Raw genomic sequence first — 22330 nt, 5'->3', positions numbered from 1 at the left:
TGATAGGAAAATAGTCTGTATATAAAAAATTGGAAATACATTGTATAATAGAAAGTGGTAAGACCACTTTGAACTGGAGGGGAAATAATGAAACGAGAAGATTTATTAGCTCCGAAAGAATATAACCTTGTCTCTGAAATTGAAAAACATACTGATCGCGCTGAACGGATTGCCTTAAAGTGGGAAAATGAGAGCGGAGAAAAAAAAGAGATTACATATAAGGAATTAATTAAAAATGTTAATAGAGCTGGAAATGTTTTTCTTCAGGCAGGTCTGAAAAAGGGAGATCATGTATTAATTATCATTCCCCGCTTAATTGAGGCTTACGAAGTCTATATTGCAGCCTTGAAAATTGGATTAGTGGTCATTCCAAGTTCTGAGATGTTGAGGACAAAAGATTTACGGTATCGTGTAATCCATGGTGATGTGAAGGGAATTATAAGTTACCATGAATATACTTCACAACTAGATGATATAGAAGAAGCAAAGGAACTGATTAAATACTCTGTTGGTTCTGAGGCTGCAGGTTGGAATCATTTAGAGGAAGAGATGAAAACCGCACTTGCTGAATTGCCGATGGCAGACACGCTTCGCGAAGATATGGCGTTTTTATCGTATACATCAGGCACTACAGGCAATCCAAAGGGAGTAGTGCATACCCATGGATGGGCGTATGCTCATTTAAAGGCAGCTGCATCTAATTGGCTTGGAGCAGAGAAAGATGAAATCGTTTGGGCAACGGCGGGACCTGGCTGGCAGAAATGGATATGGAGTCCGTTACTATCTATATTGGGGTCGGGATCAACGGGACTAGTGTATCAAGGGAAATTCGAACCTAAAAAATATTTGCAGCTGCTCGCTGATTATCAGGTGAATGCATTGTGCTGTACTCCAACGGAATACCGCCTGATGGCTAAGATAGATAACTTGTCTGAATATCATCTGCCAGCTCTGCGCAGTGCAGTTTCTGCTGGAGAACCTTTGAATAGAGAAGTAATTGATATTTTTAACAAGCAGTTTGGCATTATAGTGAGGGACGGCTATGGGCAGACAGAAAATACCTTACTTGTCGGTGTTGTAAAAGGGATGGAGATTAAATTAGGTTCTATGGGAAAACCAATTCCAGGAAATAGGGTAGAGATTATCAATGAGGATGGGAGTCTTTGTGAACAGGGAGTTGTCGGGGACATTGCGGTACATATCGAAACACCAGCCTTGTTTAAGAACTATTTCAAAGATCCTGAAAGGACTGCCATGCAATTCCGCGGGGACTATTATGTCACTGGAGACCGGGCCAAGATGGATGAGGAAGGCTATTTCTGGTTCGATGGCCGCAGCGATGATATCATCATTAGTTCTGGTTATACCATTGGACCATTTGAAGTGGAGGATGCACTTGTTAAGCATACTTTCGTAAAGGAATGTGCAGTCGTTTCCAGTCCGGATGAAATACGCGGTCAAGTAGTTAAGGCATATATTGTCCTTCAGGATGGCATCGATCCAGAAACCCCGACACTTGTGAAGGAGCTTCAGAATCATGTAAAGGAATTGACGGCGCCTTATAAATATCCGCGTAAAATTGAATTTGTAGAAGAACTGCCAAAAACAACCTCTGGAAAAATCCGCAGGATAGAACTTAGGGAGCGCGAAAAATCTATCGCGAAATCCTAAAGCCAAAAGGCTCTCCATTCGGGGAGTCTTTTTTTTATAGATAAAATATTGGAATTCATAAGCTGTTTTTTTCCCCTTTTTGAATGAAAAGGTGATACACTTTTTTTACAGAAAATAGGTCTAAAGAAAGGATTGTGCTGGTGTGGGAACATTATGGACGAATGGCCTTATTTATACAATGGAAAAGGAAAATGTTCGGGTCGAGGCGGTATATACCGAAGGTGATCTGATTATTGATATGGGAAACTCAGCTCAATTAAAAAGGGAGTATTCAGATAGAATAGAGCGAGAAAATGATTTAAACGGACAGATGATGATTCCAGGACTCATAGACAGCCATATGCATCTGGTAGGCTATGGTGAGTTGTTAATGCGTCTCAATTTATCGGCAATGACCAACAGACAAGATGTATTAGATGCTGTTAGAGAAAAATGTGAAGGTGCTGCTCCAGGAAAATGGATTGTGGCCGAAGGTTGGAATGAGAACGAATGGGATGATACAGAGCTGATTTTATTAGATGAACTGGACGAAGTCTCACCGGAGAATCCGGTCATCTTAAAACGAATCTGCCGGCACGCCTTAGTCGCAAATTCACAAAGCTTAAACGCTGCGGGGGATTCAATTAAAGACGCACATCCTGCAGGCGGAGTGATTGGGCGTTATCAAGATGGTCGATTGAATGGTCTGTTTAAAGAGGAACCAGCCATGCAGATGATCACGAAACATATCCCGGGTATTGACCAGGAATATGTAGAGAGTGCGATCAAACTGGCTATTGAAGATTGCTGGAGCAAAGGGTTAACGGGTGTTCATACAGAAGATCTTCATTATTACGATGGATTCATGTCTACCTATCAGGCATTTATTAATGTCATAGAAAAAAAATCCATGCCGCTGCGTGCGAACCTGCTTGTGCATAACGAAGAGGTCGACGAAATGATAGCTAACGGATACAGCTATCGAGACGGCGGAACGTTTATTAAACTGGACGCGATGAAAATTTTTGCAGATGGATCGCTAGGAGGTAATACAGCTTTATTAAGCAGACCGTATGCAGATCATCCTGAAACCAATGGTGTTGCAATGTATACGCAAAATGAGCTTACGGCTCTTGTCCGAAAAGCACGTTCATACAACCTGCCAATTGCGGTACATACAATCGGCGATCAAGCCTTTGAAAATGTTTTAAATGCCATTGAGGTGGATCCGCCGGCTGAAGGGTTGAGAGATCGTCTCATTCATGCACAGATTATGCGTAAGGATCTGCTTGAAAGAGCCAAATTACTACCAGTCATCTTTGATATTCAACCTGGTTTTGTTCCTTCCGATTTTCCTTGGGTCATTGATAAAGTAGGACTTGAGAATTCCTCGTATAACTATGCTTGGAAATCATTTCTCGGTTATGGCATTCATTGTGCCGGCGGATCAGATGCACCGATTGAATCGGTTAATCCACTACTAGGCATTCATGCGGCAGTAACGAGAAGAAAACCGTTTGGACTAGATACGACTGTATATAGTCCTGATGAACGATTATCAATGTTTGAGGCGGTTTCACTTTATACAATGGGCAGTGCCTATGCGACCGGAGAAGAAATGAATAGAGGAAAGATTGCAAAAGGCTACTTGGCAGACTTCTCTGTCTTAACAGAAAATTTATTTTCGATTTCAGAGGATGAACTTTTAAGGGTTGAAGCTGATATGACTGTAGTTGGCGGTCAGATTGTTTATCAGAAAGATCGTAAAGAAGGATGAAGGGGGAGTGTAGGAAACTGAAATGAAACAGCAAAAAGAAGGAATCATTTATGCAGCTCTCTCTTACTTTATATGGGGACTCATTCCGATCTATTGGAAATTTGTTCAACATGTATCAGCTGGAGAAATTCTTGCACATCGGGTACTTTGGTCTTTTGTTTTCATGGTAATCTTATTGTTGTTGATCAATAAATGGCGTGGATTCCTTGCATTTGTAAAAGAAATAGCCTATCAGCCGAAAAAACTAGCAGCTTTAATGACCGCGTCAATACTCGTCAGTATCAATTGGGGAATCTTTATCTGGGCAGTTAACTCAGGTCATATTCTTCAGACCAGCCTTGGCTACTATATTAACCCGCTTGTGAGTGTATTGTTAGGTGTTGTGGTACTGAAAGAAAAACTAAGCCGTGCACAAATTCTTTCGTTTACCTTAGCAGGAATCGGCGTGCTTATTCTTACGATTCATTATGGTGAGGTACCATGGGTTGCACTTTCGCTTGCGGTCAGCTTTGGGTTATACGGTCTTGCGAAGAAAATGATTAAAGTAGATGCAGAAATCGGCTTGACACTTGAAACAATGATGGTTACTCCATTGGCGGTTATTTTTATGGTTTATTTGTTACTTACCTCAAAACCATTGTTTTTTGAATCAGCAAGTACCAGCCTTTTTCTAATAGGCGGAGGGATTGCTACCGCACTGCCGCTTTTGTTTTTTGCAAAAGGAGCACAGAAGGTACCACTTTCAATGATGGGGATTTTGCAGTATATAGCACCCACTATGACGTTATTAATCGGAGTGTTTATGTATCATGAACCGTTTACAAAAATCCATCTTCTTTCATTTATTTTTATCTGGTCTGCATTACTTATCTACGCAGTCTCACATCCAATTCAATCAAAATTAAATAATCGCAATAAGAAAAACAGGATTAAGTACGGAGCTTAATCCTGTTTTTCTCTTCACCGATAAAAGAGAATTTCTTTATAAAAATGTCCTTTTAACTTTTTCCCAGAAAGAATTATCTTTTAGTTTTACGGTTTTAATCACTTTTCCGCTTAGTGTAACTTGAATTTTCTTCACATCTTTAATGCTCAGTGCTTCGTTATCCATACCAAAGGTAGGATAATCATCACTTTCAGGTAACTGGATAGTAAGCGTACGTTCAGGCCCTAATATGAATGAGGAGTCGAGTGTACGGTAAGTATTGTTATTAATCGAAGCAAGTTCACTTACTTGAAAACACGGAAGAGTAGGGTCAACAACAGCCCCTTTTACAGATTTATTATAAGCTGTACTTCCAGTTGGTGTAGCTATAATCATCCCGTCTCCGCGGAATGTTTCAAAGTGTAAAGAATCTATGAAAACATCTAACACGAATGTTTTAATAATAGACGAACGAACACTTAGTTCATTAAGGGCATAAAAAGATGGCTGATCATCAAGTTTAATTTCAATGGTCGGATAACGGCGAACTTCAATATTTTCCATGGACATACTGGTAATCATTTTGGTGGTATCTTCCAAAAGAAAATCACAGTACATATTTAATTGATCAAGTGCTATACCGGCATATAAACAATCATCCCGAAACCCTGTCTTTCTGACGGCTTGTAGAAATGTTCCGTCATTCCCGATACTGACGATAATGTTTGCTTTCTGGAAATCGGAAACGATCGTAAATGAATAGTCTTCAGCCAATTTGTAAAGAGGTTGTACTTTTTTTATAAGTAAAGGATCATTTTGATGAAAAAAATAAATATTGCGCCGATTTGTCATGTTTAAACCTCCATAGGTTTGCTCAATTTTTAAAAATGATTCCTTTTCCATAATGGAAATAGTTTGCTACAATAGTAGAATATATCCTAGTTTATCATGTGATGATCGATATATATAATGGCATATATGTGAATATTTAACAAGGAGGTTTCAATATGAATGGAAAACGCTGGGCAGCACTAGGAATCGCAGCAGTTTTGTTTATCGCTTCAATGGGAATCAGTTTGGCTAGTACATTGGCATTTACTGATTTTAGCGGAGCTGTTGAAGATTTATTTGTCAGTGAAACAGGTTTTATGGAAGAGGTTGTTGAAGAAGGCAGCAGTTCAGATGTTATCGCTGTACTGGATGTTGAAGGAGTTATTGAAGATACAGGCAGTTCTACTTCACTTCTAGATACGGTGACGTATAATCATCAGAGTTTCTTAGATAAGCTTGAAATGGTCGCAGAGGATGATTCAATTAAGGGTCTCGTCTTACGTGTTAACTCACCAGGCGGCGGAGTGGTAGAGAGTGCTGAGATTCACGATAAAATTCAAGATATTAAAAAGACGAAAAAACCTGTTTACGTGTCTATGGGTTCTATGGCCGCATCTGGAGGATATTATATCTCAGCGCCAGCCGATAAAATTTTCGCGACTCCTGAAACGATGACGGGGTCACTTGGTGTGATTATGCAAAGTATTAACTATGAAAAGTTAGCCAAGAAATATGGTGTGGAAACGGTGACGATTAAGAGCGGCGAATACAAGGATATTATGAGCGCAACTCGTGAGATGACAGAGGAAGAGCGGGTTATCCTTCAAGATATGATTGACAATTCATATAGCCAGTTCGTGAAAATTATTGCGGATGGTCGTGGAATGTCAAAAGAAGAAGTGCGTAAAATTGCGGATGGCCGGGTGTATGACGGCCGGCAAGCAAAAGAAAACCATCTGATTGATGAATTTGGTTATGAGGAAGATGTTATAGCTGCCATGAAGAAAGATCTTAACATTGATGCATCAGCAATCCGTTATACGGAAGATACAGGATTTGGTTCTTTATTCAGTATGACAGCACAAAAAGTCATGGGGAAAGATGTTGAAACAGCTGGCATTCTTAAGTTGCTTTCACACTCTAATTCACCTCGACTTATGTACCTATATGCACAGTAAGGGGGTTGAATTCATGGATGAACGACAAAATCAGGATAATGAGAATACTGTAGAAATTGAGCCGAAAGAAACCAACCAATCTGAAGTAGCGGGTACAGAACCATTACCAATCGATTCAATAAATTTGACCGCAGAAATTCATTATGCCGGTTTTTGGATGAGATTTTGGGCGTATCTTGCTGATTTAATTATCATTGGCAGCCTAACCCGGATATTTGTTTCATCTGTTTTTAAGGCCTTTGGCGGGGGATATGTCGATTATAGTTTTTTTTCACCAGCAACAATCTTAGAAGCCACAATCTTTTATGTATACTTTGTCTTGATGACCAGGTATTTTGGACAAACGCTGGGTAAAATGATATTTGGACTTCAGGTTATTAGTTTGAAAGATGAGAAGCTTACTTGGGGAACGTTGATATTCCGAGAATTTATTGGACGATTTATTTCAAAGTTCACGTCTATTGGTTATTTATTGGTGGGAATTTTGCCAAAGAAACAAGGATTACATGATATTTTTGCTGACACAACCGTAGTTATGACAAGAAGATAAGTAAGTAACCTGCAGACCAAAAGGGTCTGCAGGTTTATTTTTTTTTCACAGTGCTAATAATGATGAGTTGAAAGGGTGTGTCCTGATGAACTGGATGCTTGTCATTATAATCATACTCGTGTTTTTATTGATTCTGCTTATGTTTACTACTATTAAAATAGATCTTCACTATCGTCATGCAGGGAAAGATGATCAACTTACTGTGAAATTTAGAGCTTGGTTTGGACTGCTGCATTATACGATTGATGTTCCATTCATTGACTTGGCGGAAGATAAAGCAATCCTTTCTTTTACACAAAAGAAAGGAATCGATATAGAGGACGAGGAACCTCAAGCGGAAGAAGTGACGGCAAGTGATATCCTGCAAAAAATCGAAGAGGTTAAGCAGCTTTTACAGCACGTGGTTGGTTTACATATAATTATTCGAAAACTGCTGAAAAAGGTCTATGTTCATACATTCATTTGGCATAGTGTAATCGGAAGTGGTAATGCTGCACATACTGGAATGTTGACAGGCAGTGCGTGGGCATTGAAGAGTTCGATTATTGGCGTGTTAACAACTTATTTACATTTTAATGTTATGCCTGCTATTACGATTACTCCGGACTTTCAAAAATCAGCTGCCTCTACGTCCATATCTTGCATATTTTCTTTGAAACTCGGGGATGCTACCTGGGCAGGAATTAAGTTATTCCGCCATTGGAAAGGCGGTAGACTGAAGTTCAACAAAACTAAACAATCAAGAGTAAAGCAGAATTTTTAGAGTGGAGGCAAATGATATGTCGGACCATCCGATTACTGGCCTAATGTCAGCAGCAATGGAAAATTTAAAAGAAATGGTGGATGTAAACACAATTATTGGTGATCCTGTTGAGACGCCAGATGGCAGTGTTATATTAACAGTATCAAAAGTAGGGTTCGGCTTTGCAGCAGGCGGCAGCGAATTTGTTATCGATCAAGGACATTCCCAACAAGGACAGGAAACTTTACCATTTGGCGGTGGTACCGGGGGCGGGGTGTCAATAACCCCTATCGCTTTTCTCATTGTAGGCTCAAAAGGTGTGAAAATGCTTCATCTTGATGAAGGGACTCATTTAGTCGATAAAATATTAGATATGGCTCCAGCCGTCGTCGAAAAAATCCAATCCATCCTTGCAGCGAGCAAGGAGAATAATAAGAACCAAAATCAGACAAGGAGTCAAGATAACAATCAAAAACATGAACAAGGCCAAGATAGAAACCAAAAACAAGACAGAAACCCAGAAAAAAACAGAAACCAAGAACAAAACCAAGAACAAGATAGCAGCCAAAGAAACGAGAAGAAGGAAACGTTTGATAATTTCTAACATACTTTTAAAAGGCTATTTCCAAGTGGGAATAGCCTTTTGAAAGTATGTTAACGTGTATTCGTTGCATTATGAATACGAACCACCTATCATTAGCACTGTACATATTGAATTAAAGGAGGCGTTTTTTTGACACAGGTTACGTTTAAACACAATCCCGTGACAATCCTGGGATCAGAAGTCAAAGTCGGAGATCAAGCGAAAAACTTTACGGTACTTGCTAATGATCTTTCGGAGGTGACGTTGAACGATTCTAAGGGATCTGTTCGTATTATCAGCGTTATTCCTTCCATTGATACAGGAGTTTGTGAGAAACAAACTAGACGCTTTAATGAAGAAGCAGCAAAGCTTGAGGGTGTAATGGTATTAACCATAAGTGTGGATCTCCCTTTTGCTCAACGACGTTGGTGCGCGGCTGCGGGACTAGAAAATGTTCAAGTTTTATCCGATCATCGTGATTTGTCCTTTGGTCAAGCATATGGTGTCATTATGGAAGAACTACGCCTTTTAGCTCGTTCTGTATTTGTAATCGATCGTAACGATCGAGTTACCTATGTAGAGTATGTCGGTGAAGGATCCAATCATCCAGATTATGAATCCGCATTAGATGCTGCACGTTCAGCTAAGTAATAGATAAAGAGGGCCGGTTATTTCATGTAACCGGTTTTCTTTTTCTTTCCTAATATGTAATCTTCTCACTTGTGTCCCCGTCATAAGAGATTTAGAATAAGTAAAAGAAACAAACAGGAGGAATTATGAAGTGAATTTTGCCCCAATTGAAGAGTTATTCCATAAATTTGATGAAACCGCTCAAATTCTGCAAGAAGACCTTTCGTGTACTTATTTAGATGCACTTGGTGAAACAGGTGAAAACTTCTTTCATGGATCAGTGGTTCAGGAAGAGATAAGCGAACTAGCAAAAAAACGCTTAATGAAAATTTATGCATCATTTAGAACCGATACGTTTTCGAAGGAAGATCTTCGTAAAGCGTACCAGCTTGCGATTCTTAAAGGCATGAAAGAAAACGTTCAGCCCAATCACCAAATGACACCTGATGCTGTAGGTATGTTTGTCAGCTATTTAATTAATAAATTTACAGCTGAAAAAAAAGAAATGACGCTGCTTGAACCTGCCGTCGGTACAGGGAATTTGCTGTTCACCATCCTGAACCAATTGCCTGAAAAAGAAATCTCCTCTTTTGGCATTGATGTAGATGAAACCTTAATAAAATTAGCTTACGCAGGGGCAAATCTTCAAGAGCACCCCATTCAATTATACAATCAGGACAGTTTAGAACCTTTATTTATTGATCCAGTTGATCTTGTCGTCAGCGATCTGCCAGTCGGCTATTATCCGAACGATGTACGTGCTTCTGACTACGAGCTGAAAGCCGATCAAGGGCATTCCTATTCACATCATTTATTTATTGAACAAGGAATTAATCACTTGAAGGAAGGCGGGTATTTATTTTTAATTATCCCCAATGAGCTGTTTGTCTCTGCTGAGGCACCTAAGTTAAATAAATATTTGACCGATCAAACACATATTCAAGGGATGGTTCAGCTTCCATTGTCTATGTTTAAAAACGAGTCAGCTGCCAAAAGTATCCTGATTTTACAAAAGAAAAAAGAGGGAATTAATCCTCCCAAAAAAGCATTATTAGTCACACTGCCGAAACTGTCAGATGCGGCTGCAACCCAAAACATTCTTAATAAGATTGATGAATGGGTTAAAGTAGATAAATAATGGTCAAGAAGTTGGTACTCTTAACGGGTATCAGCTTTTTTTTTGGGCAATGAAATTGTAGAATTGTGTCGAAACTATGTAATTTGAACGTTGTCACTCAATCTACCTGAGGCTAATTGTTGAAAGCTTGGTCAGAGAATGTTTAAATGAATGGAGATGGTAGTTATTAGTTGATAAGTGATTTACTAACAATAAAGATTGACGTGATAATAGGGAAATGGGGCAGAAACATGTCTAAAATACTAGCGATTAATGCAGGCAGTTCCTCTTTGAAATTCCAGCTTTTTGACATGCCTAGTGAAAATGTGATTACAAAAGGACTTGTTGAAAGAATTGGCTTGAAGGAGTCTATTTTTACGATTTCGGTGAATGGTGAGAAAGTTACCGAAACAAAAGATATCCCTAACCATGACATTGCAGTCTCCTTGTTGCTCGAAAAACTGATAGAATTTGAGATTATCAATTCATATAAAGAAATTGATGGCGTTGGCCATCGAGTTGTCCATGGCGGCGAAGAGTTCAGCGATTCAGTAATCCTTACGAGTGAGATCATTAAAAAAATTGAAAATCTATCTGATTTAGCACCTCTGCATAATCCTGCAAATCTTACAGGTATTCACGCCTTTAGACAAATTCTTGGTGACGTTCCCTCGGTTGCTGTTTTTGATACGGCCTTTCATCAAACCATGCCAAATAATTCTTATATGTATAGTTTACCTTATGAATATTATCAAAATTATCGGATTAGAAAATATGGATTTCATGGCACCTCCCACAAATATGTATCACAACGGGCGTCTGTTATGCTTGGAAGACCCATTGATCAATTGCGGATTATTTCCTGTCATTTAGGAAATGGAGCAAGTATCGCGGCTATTGAAGGTGGAAAATCCATCGATACTTCAATGGGCTTTACCCCGCTCGCAGGAGTTACAATGGGCACACGTTCTGGGGATATTGATCCAGCGTTAATTCCTTATATCATGGAGAAAACAGGTAAGAATGTAGAAGAAGTGCTCCAAATATTGAATAAACAAAGCGGTATGCTGCCCCTCTCTGGTTTCTCAAGCGACCTTCGTGATATTGAAATAGAAGCGGATAAAGGAAATGAACGGGCAAAATTAGCCCTTGAGGTGTTTGCCAGTCATATTCATAAATATATTGGATCCTATGCGGCAAGAATGAGCGGGGTGGATGCAATTATCTTCACAGCAGGAATCGGTGAAAATAGTACAACCGTCAGGGCTTCAGTTCTCAAAGGTCTTGAATTTATGGGCGTATACTGGGACCCTGCACTAAATCGTGTACGTGGAGAAGAAGCTTTCGTAAACTATCCGCATTCTCCAGTAAAAGTCATCGTCATCCCAACTAATGAAGAAGTGATGATTGCGAGAGACGTAATCCGTTTAACTAGCGGCTCCAAGGTTTATTGATTTCTCATAAATATGATAAACAACCTTTTATTGTGTTTACTTACACAAGAGATAAGGTTGTTTTTTTAGCTCAATTAAAAAGGAAATCACTGATAGGACTAACTTTTCATGTGACGATAATCGGCGTGAAAAAAGTGAAAGGTGAATCTACAACACCTCAATATATTTATAAGATGGTTATATATTAAAAAACAGTATATTAGAATAATTATAGTTCAGTAAAAATATTCGTTATAATATAGTAGGGTTTTGCGAGCCAAGTTCCTGAATAGTCATACTTCCAAATTTGGACAATCGATTCAAGCAGGAGTATACATACATGCAAGAATTTCGATAGGCATCATGGCAGCTATACCTTACAAATTACTGGAGTGATTAATGATGAGTAACGTAAGTAATGGAAATGAGACATTGGGGGAGAAACAGATTATTAAAAAGTTAGTAAAGATAGTAACAGCAGGAGTATTATCATTGGGATTAGTAGCAGGGATTGGAGTAACAAAATCAGAAGCTAGTGCATCAACAAAGCCAGCAGGATCGAACTTCTTGAGGAGTGATTCAATAGACGACAACTATCGTATGGTGCAAGATTCTAAAGGCAAAACGATACGTGCAAAAACAACGGCTAAAGTTAGCTTGAAAAAATACAATAACACTTTTTCTTATAGTACCGTATCATTTGTAGATTATGACAAAGTTAAGAAGGTAACTTACAAGACCTCAACAAGCACACAGGCTTACACGAGAGCAAGCACAAAATCTAAGTTAACGGCACGAAATTATAAAGGAAAATTAGTTAACGTAAAAGTTCCTGCGAAAAATGCCGTGAAAAAGCACAACACCTCTTGGTACAAAGATTCATTCAACTACACGACTTATGTAAAAACAAATGGTAAATGGGTCAAGAAAACTAAAACTGCGACCGTGTATATTCCTACTAAGTATGTGAAGAAATACACTTCTTCTGTTTGGACAAAGTACACCAAAAAGGCTAGAGGATACTTCTATACACCGCAACCAATTACCATTACTCTAAAAGAGTATAAAAAGATTGAAATAGGCATGACGTATAAGCAAGTAGTGGCGATTACCGGCGAAAAAATGACATTGAGTTACGATTCCTCTTGGAATGAGACTGTGTACAACGATGACTTCGAAGAAATAGGTGAAATAATTCATACAGATAGATCTTATGAATGGAATTATGAAAATGATGTTACTTATGATTTCCGTTATGTCGATTTCTACTTTGAAGACAACAAACTAACTTATAAAAATCAATTTGGATTAAAATAAGGGACGAGGGAACTTTTCCCCTTTGTTACCTCTATAGATAGGCTCAATCAATAATTCAACAGTTACCTTAAATAGGTGACTGTTTTTTGCAATCAGTAATACCTGTTTGGGTAACTCTGTAAAACCAATTTCATATTTTAGCGGACTTGTAATATAGATTCGACTCTGGATGATTACATCCCTCGTGTCCTAGCTTGACTTACACAATCCGACATATTCTGGGGATAATTCACCATCTTTCGTACAACGCAGTGTCTGCTCTATCATTTTAAGAACACGCAGGCCCTATGTTATAATACAGGGAGAATAATCCAAATTGGAGGCGGGAAAATGACATTAACTAATCGTGAGATACAGGTTTGGAATGAGATAAGTGAATGGGAGGATAAGCTTCTTCAATATGGACCGACAGATTTTACTGCGCTTTATGATAAATGGCTTGAACAAAGTTTTTCCTTGCTCCCAGAAAATGTCCAGGAACAATTTTTTTCAAAGCTGGATACGTGGCTGTTTCATTTACATGCTATGGTCCAAAGTTCACAGAATCAAATTGATGCGCGAGATCGAATTCTTGGTGCTGCTCGGGTATTTAATCAAGATATAACGACCATTGAAGATAATAAAAAGCTGACAATTGATCAATTGACATACATAGCTGATCAACAAATTGCCAGGCATCGACTTTACTCATTTGTTCAGGGTGGAGCAAGTGGTTCAGGAGGAGTTCTGCTGCTTGGGGGAGATATTCCTGCTATGACGGTTATTAATGTACGTGTTGTTCAGTTAACAGCCATGAGTTACGGATATGAAGTGAATACACCGTTTGAGATGATGATGGCTCTTAAAGTATTTCATATTGGAACGATGCCAAAGCGGCTTCAAGGAGCAGCCTGGGAAGGGTTAATTCGTGAAACAAAGAATATGGAAGATCCTTATTTTTACGAGGGAGCTGAAGAATTAACGAATCTTTCCTGGATGGAGCAGCCATTTAAACAGCTATTAAAAGCGATGATGATTGTATTATTCCGTAAACGAATCATTCAAGGGATTCCGATGATTTCTATGGCGATAGGTGCTGGTACGAATTATCAGATGACAAGACGGGTAAGTGAGTTTGCTCAGAAATACTATCAATATCGATATTTGAATGAAAAGCGGGATGATCAGGAATGGGCTTGAAAGAGCATAAGGATACAGCTGTATCCGTACGCTGCAAAATTATAACCGTAAGTGATACACGAAATGAAGAAACAGATAAGAGCGGTAAGTTAATGAATACGTTAATCCATGACTATGGTCATCAGGTAACGGCTTATCAGATTGTTAAAGATAATCAAGAAGAAATCACCACTGCTATTCAAGCAGGGCTTAATCAAACTGAGGTAGACGTGGTTCTCTTAAACGGTGGGACAGGGATTGCAAAAAGGGATGTAACGATTGAAACAGTGAATAAGCTGTTTGATAAGGAAATCCCAGGCTTTGGTGAGCTATTTCGAATGCTGAGCTACCAAGAAGACATTGGCTCTGCTGCAATCCTTTCACGAGCAACTGCTGGTACGGCGAATAATAAAGCGATCTTTGCTACTCCCGGCTCATCAGGAGCAGTGAAGCTTGCTATGGAAAAACTTATCCTTCCAGAGATAAGTCATATTGTCAAAGAATTAAAAAAGGATTTATAAGGTGCAGCCATAGGCTGCCCTGTTTTTATTGTTGGTTGGATCCGTTTACAAAAAAACATATTTTCAGATAATTAGAAGGTTTAGGGTGATAAATTATGCTACCATTACAATGAATCAATAAACGTTGTTTAGGGGTTGAGGAATTGAATACAAATGATATTGACTGGTGGAAGAAAAGTGTCGTCTATCAAATATATCCGCGAAGCTTTATGGATGCCAATGGAGATGGGATCGGAGATTTAAATGGAATTATCGAGAAACTTGATTATTTAGCTTCACTCGGTATCGATGTGATTTGGTTGAGTCCGATTTACGATTCACCAAATGACGATAATGGCTATGATATCCGCGATTATTATTCCATAATGAAGGAGTTCGGCACAATGGCGGAGTTTGACCGCTTGCTTGAAGAAGCGCACAGCCGAGGATTGAAAATAATTATGGACTTAGTCGTTAATCATACATCGGATGAGCATGAATGGTTTAAACAATCTCGGAGCAGTAAGGATAACCCCTATCGAGATTATTATATTTGGAAACCAGCAGTGTTCGGTAAAGAACCAAATAACTGGGGGTCCATTTTTAGTGGTCCTGCTTGGGAGTATGATGAAACAACTGAAGAATACTATCTGCATCTTTTTTCAAAAAAACAGCCTGATCTTAATTGGGAAAATAAACAACTTAGACAAGATATTTATAAGATGATGCGATTCTGGCTGAATAAAGGAATCGATGGGTTCAGGATGGATGTCATCAACTTTATTTCTAAAACACCTGGACTGCCTGACGGACCAACTCATGGGGGATTATATGGCGATGGCAGTTCATTTTTTATGAACGGACCGAAAATCCATGAGTACTTAAAAGAAATGAATGAAGAAGCATTGGCAGGTTATAATGTGCTCACTGTCGGAGAGATGCCTGGTGCAAGTCCTGAAGATGCCATATTGTATACAGATCCAGCGAATAAGGAAGTGAACATGATTTTCACATTCGAACATATGGATTTGGATAGTGGAGCAGGAGGAAAATGGGATGTGAAACCCCTACATTTACCTGACTTAAAGGCTAACCTAGCAAAATGGCAGACCAGTCTTAATGAAAGGGGTTGGAACAGCTTATATTGGAATAATCATGATCAGCCGCGCGTTGTTTCACGTTTTGGTAATGATACCGAATATAGAAATCTATCAGCTAAAATGCTGGCAACCTGTCTGCATATGATGAAAGGCACACCCTATATTTATCAAGGTGAGGAAATCGGTATGACCAATGTCCAATTTCCATCCATTCAGCAATATAAAGATGTAGAAACGCTGAATATGTATCATGAAAAGGCAGGCTTAGGCGTTGAAAAAGAAACCATTTTAAATTCCATATATATAAAGGGTCGTGACAATGCCCGTACTCCGATGCAATGGGACAATCGTAAACATGCAGGCTTTACGACAGGTACCCCATGGATAGATGTGAATTCACGTTACCCGGATATCAACGTTCAACATACGCTGGCAGAGGATTCGTCCATATTTACTCATTATCAGCAGTTAATAAGCTTGCGTAAAACCTTGGAAGTAATAACAAATGGTACCTTCAAGTTGTTACTAAGTGACCATCCTTCAATCTTTGCCTATGAAAGAATAGATGAAAAAGAGAAATTACTGGTTCTCTGTAATTTCAGTGAAGAACTTCAGCAAGTTGAAGATGACTATGTGATTGAGGTAATACAAAAAGGAAAACTGTTAATCAGCAATTACAGCAGCCAAACTAAACAAACACTACATCCTTATGAGTCTAGTGTTTACTATCATATTTAATCCGAAAAAGGGAGTGCTTACATTAGCGCTCCCTTTTTGAATGTTCTTTTAAGACAGGATGACTCATTTTATGAAATTATACAGACACCAACACAGAAACCATTGAATTTAATATACAAGAAAATGGGTTTTCTGAAAAAAGTCTCTGTGATTAGACATTCCGTTCTACTTGTTAAAAAGATGCATAATTAATCCTGGCTGTTCATCTAGGTTGGATGTGAGTCATCTGTTTATTAGTATAGGACCCCATGATGCAGTGAATAGAAGTGGTAAAAGTAATACAATAAAAGGTATTTATGAATAATTTGGTTATTTATTCCTACTTGCAGGGATAAGTTTTTATGCACAAATAAGTATTTTTATAATAAAACAGAAAAATCTATGAAAATGGCTTGCAAAACGATTATAAAGCTGATAAAGTAACAATCATAGATTGAATAAAAATTAAAACATATGAATTTTTATTCATAAAAAGGGGACGATATTAATGGCAAATAAAAAAGTGGTATTAGCATATTCCGGAGGTCTTGATACTTCTGTAGCAATTAAATGGTTACAAGACAAAAACTATGATGTTGTAGCATGTTGTTTAGATGTAGGTGAAGGAAAGGATTTATCCTTTGTTAAAGAAAAAGCGTTAACTGTTGGAGCTGTTTCTTCATATATGATAGATGCAAAAGACGAATTCGCTGAAGAATTTGCGTTAATTGCTATGCAGGCTCATACACTTTATGAAGGTAAATATCCGCTTGTTTCAGCTTTATCACGTCCGTTAATCGCGAAGAAATTAGTTGAGATTGCTGAAAAAGAGAATGCAGTAGCAGTTGCTCACGGATGTACAGGAAAAGGGAATGATCAAGTACGTTTTGAGGTTTCTATTCAAGCGTTGAACCCAAACCTAGAAGTTATTGCTCCAGTAAGAGAGTGGGGATGGTCACGTGAAGAAGAAATCGAATATGCGATTAATCATGATATTCCGATTCCAATTAACCTTGACAGCCCATACTCAATTGATCAAAACCTTTGGGGAAGAAGTAATGAATGTGGAATTCTTGAAGATCCTTGGGCAACACCGCCTGAAGGAGCATACGATTTAACGGTCAGTCTTGAAGAAACGCCAGATACTGCAGATATTATTGAAATTGGATTTAACAAAGGCGTACCAGTAACATTAGACGGAAAGTCTTATAAATTAGCTGAGTTAATTCTGGAGCTAAATGCAATTGCAGGTAAACATGGTGTGGGAAGAATTGATCATGTTGAGAATAGATTAGTAGGAATTAAATCACGCGAAGTCTATGAATGCCCAGGTGCAATGACATTAATTAAAGCACATAAAGAACTTGAAGATATTACACTTGTAAAAGAAGTAGCGCACTTTAAACCAGTAATTGAGAAAAAAATGACTGAACTGATTTATGAAGGACTTTGGTTCTCACCGCTTCAAAAAGCATTGAGCGCCTTCTTAAAAGAAACGCAAATAAATGTAAATGGTGTAGTTCGTGTGAAACTATTCAAAGGACACGCAATTATTGAAGGAAGAAAATCAGAAAACTCGTTATATGATGAGAAATTAGCCACATATACGAAGAGTGATGAATTTGATCATGAAGCAGCTGTAGGTTTCATCTCCCTTTGGGGTCTGCCGACTAAAGTAAACAGTATTGTGAATAACAAGAGTTCCAAGAAGGTGACAGTGTGAGCAAATTGTGGGGAGGCAGATTTACAAAGTCTGCTGAAGAATGGGTAGATGAGTTCGGTGCGTCGATTTCCTTTGATAAGGAGCTTGTATTGGAAGATATTCAAGGAAGCTTGGCGCACGTAATGATGTTAAAAAAATGCAAGATTCTAACCGTTGAGGATGCAGATTTAATTATCTCGGGTCTTCAAATCCTGCGTGAAAAAGCGAAACTTGATGAGCTTACCTTCTCGGTTGAAATGGAAGATATTCATCTGAATCTCGAGAGTATGCTAATTAGTGAAATTGGTCCTGTCGGCGGAAAGCTTCATACGGGCAGAAGCCGGAATGACCAAGTTGCTACGGATATCCACTTATATCTACGTACGCAAACAGAGGAAGTAGTAAAGTTAATAAATGGATTACAGGCAGCGATTATTGAGCAAGCGGAACAACATGTTGAAACGCTTGTTCCTGGTTATACGCACTTACAGCGTGCACAGCCGATTTCGTTTGCCCATCATTTGATGGCCTACTTTTGGATGCTTGAACGCGATAAACAACGTTTTAAAGAGTGTCAAAAGAGAATCAATGTATCTCCGTTAGGAGCAGGTGCGCTTGCGGGAACGACTTTCCCAATTGATCGTGCCTACAGTGCAGAATTGCTAGGGTTTGCAGGTATCTACGAGAATAGTCTTGATGCAGTAAGTGATCGTGACTTTGCGCTTGAATTCTTAAGCAACAGTTCGACCATGATGATGCATTTATCACGTTTCAGTGAAGAGATTATTCTCTGGTCTAGTCAAGAATTTCAATTTGTTGAATTAGATGATGCTTTTTCAACAGGAAGCAGCATTATGCCGCAAAAGAAAAACCCAGATATGGCGGAGCTTATCCGTGGAAAAACAGGACGAGTGTATGGGAATCTTACAGGCTTGCTGACTGTTTTAAAAGGACTGCCGCTTGCATATAATAAAGACATGCAAGAAGACAAAGAAGGAATCTTCGATACGGTAAGAACAATTATTGGCTCTTTAAAGATTTTTGAGGGAATGATTTCGACAATGAAAGTGAAAAAAGAAGTAATGGAGAAAGCAACAAAAAATGACTTCTCCAATGCTACTGAATTAGCTGATTATCTCGCGTCGAAAGGAATGCCATTCCGTGAAGCCCATGAAGTTGTCGGGAAGCTAGTCCTTTTCTGTGTTCAGAACGGATGTTATTTAGCAGATTTAACCCTAAACCAGTTTAAAGAAGCTTCAGAGCTTTTTGAAGAGGATATATATACAGCGTTAAATCCTTACGAAGCTGTGAAACGTCGGAATAGTCAAGGCGGAACAGGTTTTGAACAAGTGAAGCTAGCGATTGAAAAAGGAAAATCTCTTCTAGTTTAACTATTGACTAGCAAAGAAGACTCGTGCTTTAGCACGAGTCTTCTTTTTTAGTTTTTAAAATGCTGCTGTTGATTTCCGTTCCAGGCGTTTCGCTTTCCGCGGGCGGGCGGTGAGCCGCATCAATGCTTACGCTCCTGCGGGGTCTCACCTGTCCCGCTTTTCCCGCAGGAGTCTTCACGCCTTCCACTCCCATCAGCAGTCTTTCTAATTTAATTGGATTTTAGTCCGAAGCTCAAATGGCAACACGCGCTACCCAATAGCAGAATTAGGAGGGGATTCAATCAAATGGGGGGAATTATGAAGAAAACTCTATCCGACAAATCCGTTGGACACGAAAAATCAAAGATTATTAAGTAGAACACAAGTGATCCTGTAAGCAGATACAATTTAAAGATGGAAAACAGTACTAATGATAGACTTAGTTGCCTAAATGACAAAAGAGGAACAGAATGAACCATTCCGCACCTCTTTTGTCTACAAACTGAAGACTCGTGCTTTAGCACGATTCTTTTTTGCTGATTAATTATCTTTTTCGCTGCGAATAATTAAAACATCACAAGGAGAGGAGCGGACAATATTTTCCGAAACGCTTCCGATTAAGAAGCGTTCGACCGCATTTAATCCAGTAGCTCCACACATAATTAGATCCACATTATGTTTAACGGCAATTGATTTTGTGATTTTGACTTTAGGAGACCCTAGTTCAATTTCAGTCACCGCTTGTATACCTTCTTTGGCTGCCATTGCTTGATATTTTTCAAGAATTTCACCAGCAAATTCTTCTGCACGGTCACGAATAGTCATGTCATATGCTTCAAGTGTAGGGTAATTTCTTGTATCGATAACGTGGCCAATCACAAGTTCAGCATGATTTCGTTTACAAACCTCAATGGCCTTTTTCAGAGCCCATTCTGCTTCTTTTGAGCCATCAACGGCAACTAATACTTTTTTATACTGCATAGTCATAGACACTCCTCCTTTAACTAAATTATATCTTATTATCTACATAAAAATAGACAAAATTGTAACGATTTAAATAAAAATGGGATATTTTGTTTATGGTTCAACCTTATTTTATTTGCAAGGTTTTAGGGAACTTAGTTAGTATTTCACAGCCTGTTTCAGTGATGTAGATATCATCCTCAATTCGAACACCAGCGACGTTCGGAACATAAATTCCAGGTTCAATCGTAAATACCATCCCAGGTTGAAGTAATAGAGCATTCGTTTCGGTAACAGATGGATATTCATGAACACTTATTCCAAGGCCATGACCGAGGCGATGCGGGAAGTAATCACCATATCCACGGCTCTCAATGATTCTTCTTGCTGTTTGATCAACATGTGAACAAGAAATGCCTGGTTTGCTGACGAGTACAGCAGCCTCCTGAGCCTTTAGAACACTTTCATAGATATCTTGCTGCTTGTCTGAAATATCTCCATAAGCGACTGTCCGAGAGATGTCAGAACAATATCCTTCATACACAACACCAAGATCGAATAGGACGAGATCACCTCGTTTAATTTTTGTATTTCCTGGAGTACCATGTGGGGAAGCGGCATTAATGCCGGTAAGGACCATGGTTGAAAAGGACATCTGGCTGACACCTGATTTTTTCATTTCAAATTCAATTGCAGCGAGTATTTCCATCTCTGTTTTCCCATCAGCAATTTCATTTACGCCTACTTCTACAGCATAATCAGCAAGACGGCATGCTTCCCTGATTTTTAGTAATTCATCGTCTGTTTTAACCATGCGTAATAAACGAAGTTTTTCCTCCGCAGGAAAGAGTGCGGGATGCGAAAAGCGGCCTTGAATGATTTCAAGTCGTTCAACGGTTAGATGTTCTTTCTCAATCGCCAATGATCTAATTTGAACAGAACGTTTTTGGATGCAGGTACTAATTTTCTCCCAAGGATCTTCAATATCACTATAGCCAAGGATATCGCCTGACCATCCAGCGTGCTTGGCGTCTTCTATTTCCATTTGCGGGCAAACAAGAAATGGTTCTGCTTCAGGAAAAAGAACAAGAGCAAGTAGTCGTTCATGGGGATCGCTTAGAAATCCGCTGCAATAAAATACATTATCGGGTGCAGTTATAAAGAGTGCATCAAGATTTTTTTCCTGCAGCCAGTCGGTTAGTTCGTTGATTCGTTGGTTCATGGTTAGTAGCCCCCAATTGTGTTGTATACAATGACCATATCAATAAGAAAAATAATTGTAAATAGTTAGACTTTTAAAAATGCGGGTAAAATGATAGAGTTGTGGAAAATCACTCTAAACAGAAAATAGGAAGGATGGGATTATATATATGAATATTTCGTATCATGGACATTCAGTAGTCAAAATTGAAACAAACGGCACAACTATCTTAATTGATCCATTTATTAATGGAAACAGTTTGACAGATTTAGTGGTAGCTGACGTGAAACCTGATGTCATTATTCTTACCCATGGCCACGGTGATCATCTTGGAGATACGGTAGAACTTGCAAAAAAACATAATGCGTTAGTCATTGCTGTGGCAGAACTAGAACATTACTTATCTGCACAAGGTGTTGAACGAACACATGGAATGAGCATTGGCGGTGCCTATCAGTTTGACTTTGGAAAAGTGAAGTTCACACCGGCTTTTCATGGAACGGGACTCATGCAGGAAAATGGTGAAATTATTTATCTTGGGATGCCAGCAGGTATACTGTTTATGGCAGAAGGTAAAACCGTTTATCATGCGGGGGATACCGCAGTCTTTTCGGATATGAAGTTGATCGGTGAAAGACATCCAATTGATGTAGCTTTCTTGCCAATAGGAGATAACTTCACAATGGGTCCGGAAGATGCAGCGCTTGCTGCTGAGTTTCTACAAGCTAAACAGGTAGTACCCATTCACTTTAATACTTTCCCAGTCATTAAACAGGATCCGCAAACATTCATTGATTTACTGACCAATAAAAACGGGAAAATTCTAGAGGCTGGAGAGTCAATTGAGTTATAAAAATTAATAAATATGGAAGAAAAAATGGTCGTT

The 22330-nt window shown here is 38.8% G+C and carries 19 protein-coding genes and 1 pseudogene; 17 read left to right on the top strand and 3 right to left on the bottom strand.

The window, feature by feature from the left end:
* The first annotated feature begins 87 nt into the window (after nucleotides 1-87).
* The 3 genes from mbcS (at nucleotide 88) to rarD (ending at nucleotide 4373) form a co-directional block, all read left to right on the top strand.
* Nucleotides 88-1671: an acyl-CoA synthetase MbcS gene (gene mbcS / locus AC52RT_RS16180; protein WP_495541697.1), complete on the top strand. Its 1584-nt coding sequence runs from the start codon at nucleotides 88-90 to the stop codon at nucleotides 1669-1671.
* A gap of 142 nt (nucleotides 1672-1813) precedes the next feature.
* Nucleotides 1814-3427, top strand: coding sequence for an amidohydrolase (locus AC52RT_RS16175; protein ID WP_495541696.1), 1614 nt, complete (start codon nucleotides 1814-1816; stop codon nucleotides 3425-3427).
* 22 nt (nucleotides 3428-3449) lie between these two features.
* Nucleotides 3450-4373, top strand: a complete 924-nt coding sequence (rarD, locus tag AC52RT_RS16170; protein WP_495541695.1) for an EamA family transporter RarD — start codon at nucleotides 3450-3452, stop codon at nucleotides 4371-4373.
* A 36-nt stretch (nucleotides 4374-4409) separates the two neighbouring features.
* On the opposite strand, the gene AC52RT_RS16165 is transcribed toward rarD, so the two are convergent.
* The gene (locus tag AC52RT_RS16165; protein WP_495541694.1) at nucleotides 4410-5204 is read right to left on the bottom strand and encodes an NAD kinase; all 795 of its coding nucleotides are present in this window, start codon (nucleotides 5202-5204) and stop codon (nucleotides 4410-4412) included.
* A 155-nt stretch (nucleotides 5205-5359) separates the two neighbouring features.
* On the opposite strand from AC52RT_RS16165, the gene sppA reads away from it, so the two are divergent.
* The 13 genes and pseudogenes from sppA (at nucleotide 5360) to argH (ending at nucleotide 19301) form a co-directional block, all read left to right on the top strand.
* Entirely contained in the window at nucleotides 5360-6361 is a 1002-nt protein-coding gene (sppA, locus tag AC52RT_RS16160; RefSeq protein ID WP_495541693.1) for a signal peptide peptidase SppA, read from the top strand.
* Between the two features lie 13 nt (nucleotides 6362-6374).
* Nucleotides 6375-6911: an RDD family protein gene (locus AC52RT_RS16155; protein ID WP_495541692.1), complete on the top strand. Its 537-nt coding sequence runs from the start codon at nucleotides 6375-6377 to the stop codon at nucleotides 6909-6911.
* Between the two features lie 85 nt (nucleotides 6912-6996).
* Nucleotides 6997-7674: a DUF2953 domain-containing protein gene (locus AC52RT_RS16150; protein ID WP_495541691.1), complete on the top strand. Its 678-nt coding sequence runs from the start codon at nucleotides 6997-6999 to the stop codon at nucleotides 7672-7674.
* Between the two features lie 16 nt (nucleotides 7675-7690).
* Nucleotides 7691-8131: pseudogene (gene ytfJ, locus AC52RT_RS16145) on the top strand (GerW family sporulation protein); the annotation flags it as partial.
* Between the two features lie 255 nt (nucleotides 8132-8386).
* On the top strand, nucleotides 8387-8887 hold the full coding sequence (gene tpx / locus AC52RT_RS16140) for a thiol peroxidase (RefSeq protein WP_495541690.1): 501 nt from the start codon (nucleotides 8387-8389) through the stop codon (nucleotides 8885-8887).
* 130 nt (nucleotides 8888-9017) lie between these two features.
* Nucleotides 9018-10004: a class I SAM-dependent methyltransferase gene (locus AC52RT_RS16135; protein WP_495541689.1), complete on the top strand. Its 987-nt coding sequence runs from the start codon at nucleotides 9018-9020 to the stop codon at nucleotides 10002-10004.
* Nucleotides 10005-10234: 230 nt separating this feature from the next.
* Nucleotides 10235-11437 (top strand): acetate kinase, encoded by a 1203-nt coding sequence (locus AC52RT_RS16130; RefSeq protein WP_495541688.1) that lies wholly within the window; start codon nucleotides 10235-10237, stop codon nucleotides 11435-11437.
* 381 nt (nucleotides 11438-11818) lie between these two features.
* A complete protein-coding gene (locus AC52RT_RS16125; RefSeq protein WP_495541687.1) occupies nucleotides 11819-12733 on the top strand; it encodes a hypothetical protein in 915 nt (304 codons plus the stop codon).
* A 330-nt stretch (nucleotides 12734-13063) separates the two neighbouring features.
* A complete protein-coding gene (locus AC52RT_RS16120) occupies nucleotides 13064-13912 on the top strand; it encodes an EcsC family protein (protein WP_495541686.1) in 849 nt (282 codons plus the stop codon).
* The gene (locus AC52RT_RS16115) at nucleotides 13903-14412 is read left to right on the top strand and encodes a MogA/MoaB family molybdenum cofactor biosynthesis protein (RefSeq protein WP_495541685.1); all 510 of its coding nucleotides are present in this window, start codon (nucleotides 13903-13905) and stop codon (nucleotides 14410-14412) included. The genes AC52RT_RS16120 and AC52RT_RS16115 overlap by 10 nt, the downstream gene beginning before the upstream one ends.
* A gap of 143 nt (nucleotides 14413-14555) precedes the next feature.
* Complete coding sequence (locus tag AC52RT_RS16110) at nucleotides 14556-16229, top strand: glycoside hydrolase family 13 protein (RefSeq protein ID WP_495541684.1); 1674 nt, start codon at nucleotides 14556-14558, stop codon at nucleotides 16227-16229.
* Nucleotides 16230-16716: 487 nt separating this feature from the next.
* On the top strand, nucleotides 16717-17931 hold the full coding sequence (locus tag AC52RT_RS16105) for an argininosuccinate synthase (protein ID WP_495541683.1): 1215 nt from the start codon (nucleotides 16717-16719) through the stop codon (nucleotides 17929-17931).
* Nucleotides 17928-19301, top strand: a complete 1374-nt coding sequence (argH, locus tag AC52RT_RS16100) for an argininosuccinate lyase (RefSeq protein WP_495541682.1) — start codon at nucleotides 17928-17930, stop codon at nucleotides 19299-19301. The genes AC52RT_RS16105 and argH overlap by 4 nt, the downstream gene beginning before the upstream one ends.
* Nucleotides 19302-19820: 519 nt before the next feature.
* On the opposite strand, the gene AC52RT_RS16095 is transcribed toward argH, so the two are convergent.
* Together AC52RT_RS16095 and AC52RT_RS16090 are read right to left on the bottom strand one after the other, a co-directional pair.
* Complete coding sequence (locus AC52RT_RS16095; RefSeq protein WP_495541681.1) at nucleotides 19821-20267, bottom strand: universal stress protein; 447 nt, start codon at nucleotides 20265-20267, stop codon at nucleotides 19821-19823.
* Nucleotides 20268-20370: 103 nt separating this feature from the next.
* Nucleotides 20371-21465: a M24 family metallopeptidase gene (locus AC52RT_RS16090; protein WP_495541680.1), complete on the bottom strand. Its 1095-nt coding sequence runs from the start codon at nucleotides 21463-21465 to the stop codon at nucleotides 20371-20373.
* Nucleotides 21466-21613: 148 nt separating this feature from the next.
* Between AC52RT_RS16090 and AC52RT_RS16085 the strand changes: the two genes are divergently transcribed.
* A complete protein-coding gene (locus AC52RT_RS16085) occupies nucleotides 21614-22297 on the top strand; it encodes a metal-dependent hydrolase (RefSeq protein ID WP_495541679.1) in 684 nt (227 codons plus the stop codon).
* The last annotated feature ends 33 nt before the right edge of the window (nucleotides 22298-22330 follow it).

It is taken from the genome of Peribacillus sp. (genome assembly GCF_059453735.1).
Note: the sequence above shows the minus strand (reverse complement) of the source record. Positions and strands in the feature narration are given on the sequence as shown.

Excerpts from the sequence above, each read along its gene's own strand:
- AC52RT_RS16095 (WP_495541681.1), bottom strand. The coding sequence starts at position 20,267 with ATGACTATGCAGTATAAAAAAGTATTAGTTGCCGTTGATGGCTCAAAA.
- AC52RT_RS16130 (WP_495541688.1), top strand. The coding sequence starts at position 10,235 with ATGTCTAAAATACTAGCGATTAATGCAGGCAGTTCCTCTTTGAAATTC.
- AC52RT_RS16155 (WP_495541692.1), top strand. The coding sequence starts at position 6,375 with ATGGATGAACGACAAAATCAGGATAATGAGAATACTGTAGAAATTGAG.
- AC52RT_RS16125 (WP_495541687.1), top strand. The coding sequence starts at position 11,819 with ATGAGTAACGTAAGTAATGGAAATGAGACATTGGGGGAGAAACAGATT.
- AC52RT_RS16105 (WP_495541683.1), top strand. The coding sequence starts at position 16,717 with ATGGCAAATAAAAAAGTGGTATTAGCATATTCCGGAGGTCTTGATACT.
- AC52RT_RS16085 (WP_495541679.1), top strand. The coding sequence starts at position 21,614 with ATGAATATTTCGTATCATGGACATTCAGTAGTCAAAATTGAAACAAAC.
- mbcS (WP_495541697.1), top strand. The coding sequence starts at position 88 with ATGAAACGAGAAGATTTATTAGCTCCGAAAGAATATAACCTTGTCTCT.
- sppA (WP_495541693.1), top strand. The coding sequence starts at position 5,360 with ATGAATGGAAAACGCTGGGCAGCACTAGGAATCGCAGCAGTTTTGTTT.
- AC52RT_RS16165 (WP_495541694.1), bottom strand. The coding sequence starts at position 5,204 with ATGACAAATCGGCGCAATATTTATTTTTTTCATCAAAATGATCCTTTA.
- AC52RT_RS16150 (WP_495541691.1), top strand. The coding sequence starts at position 6,997 with ATGAACTGGATGCTTGTCATTATAATCATACTCGTGTTTTTATTGATT.
- AC52RT_RS16120 (WP_495541686.1), top strand. The coding sequence starts at position 13,064 with ATGACATTAACTAATCGTGAGATACAGGTTTGGAATGAGATAAGTGAA.
- rarD (WP_495541695.1), top strand. The coding sequence starts at position 3,450 with ATGAAACAGCAAAAAGAAGGAATCATTTATGCAGCTCTCTCTTACTTT.
- AC52RT_RS16115 (WP_495541685.1), top strand. The coding sequence starts at position 13,903 with ATGGGCTTGAAAGAGCATAAGGATACAGCTGTATCCGTACGCTGCAAA.
- AC52RT_RS16090 (WP_495541680.1), bottom strand. The coding sequence starts at position 21,465 with ATGAACCAACGAATCAACGAACTAACCGACTGGCTGCAGGAAAAAAAT.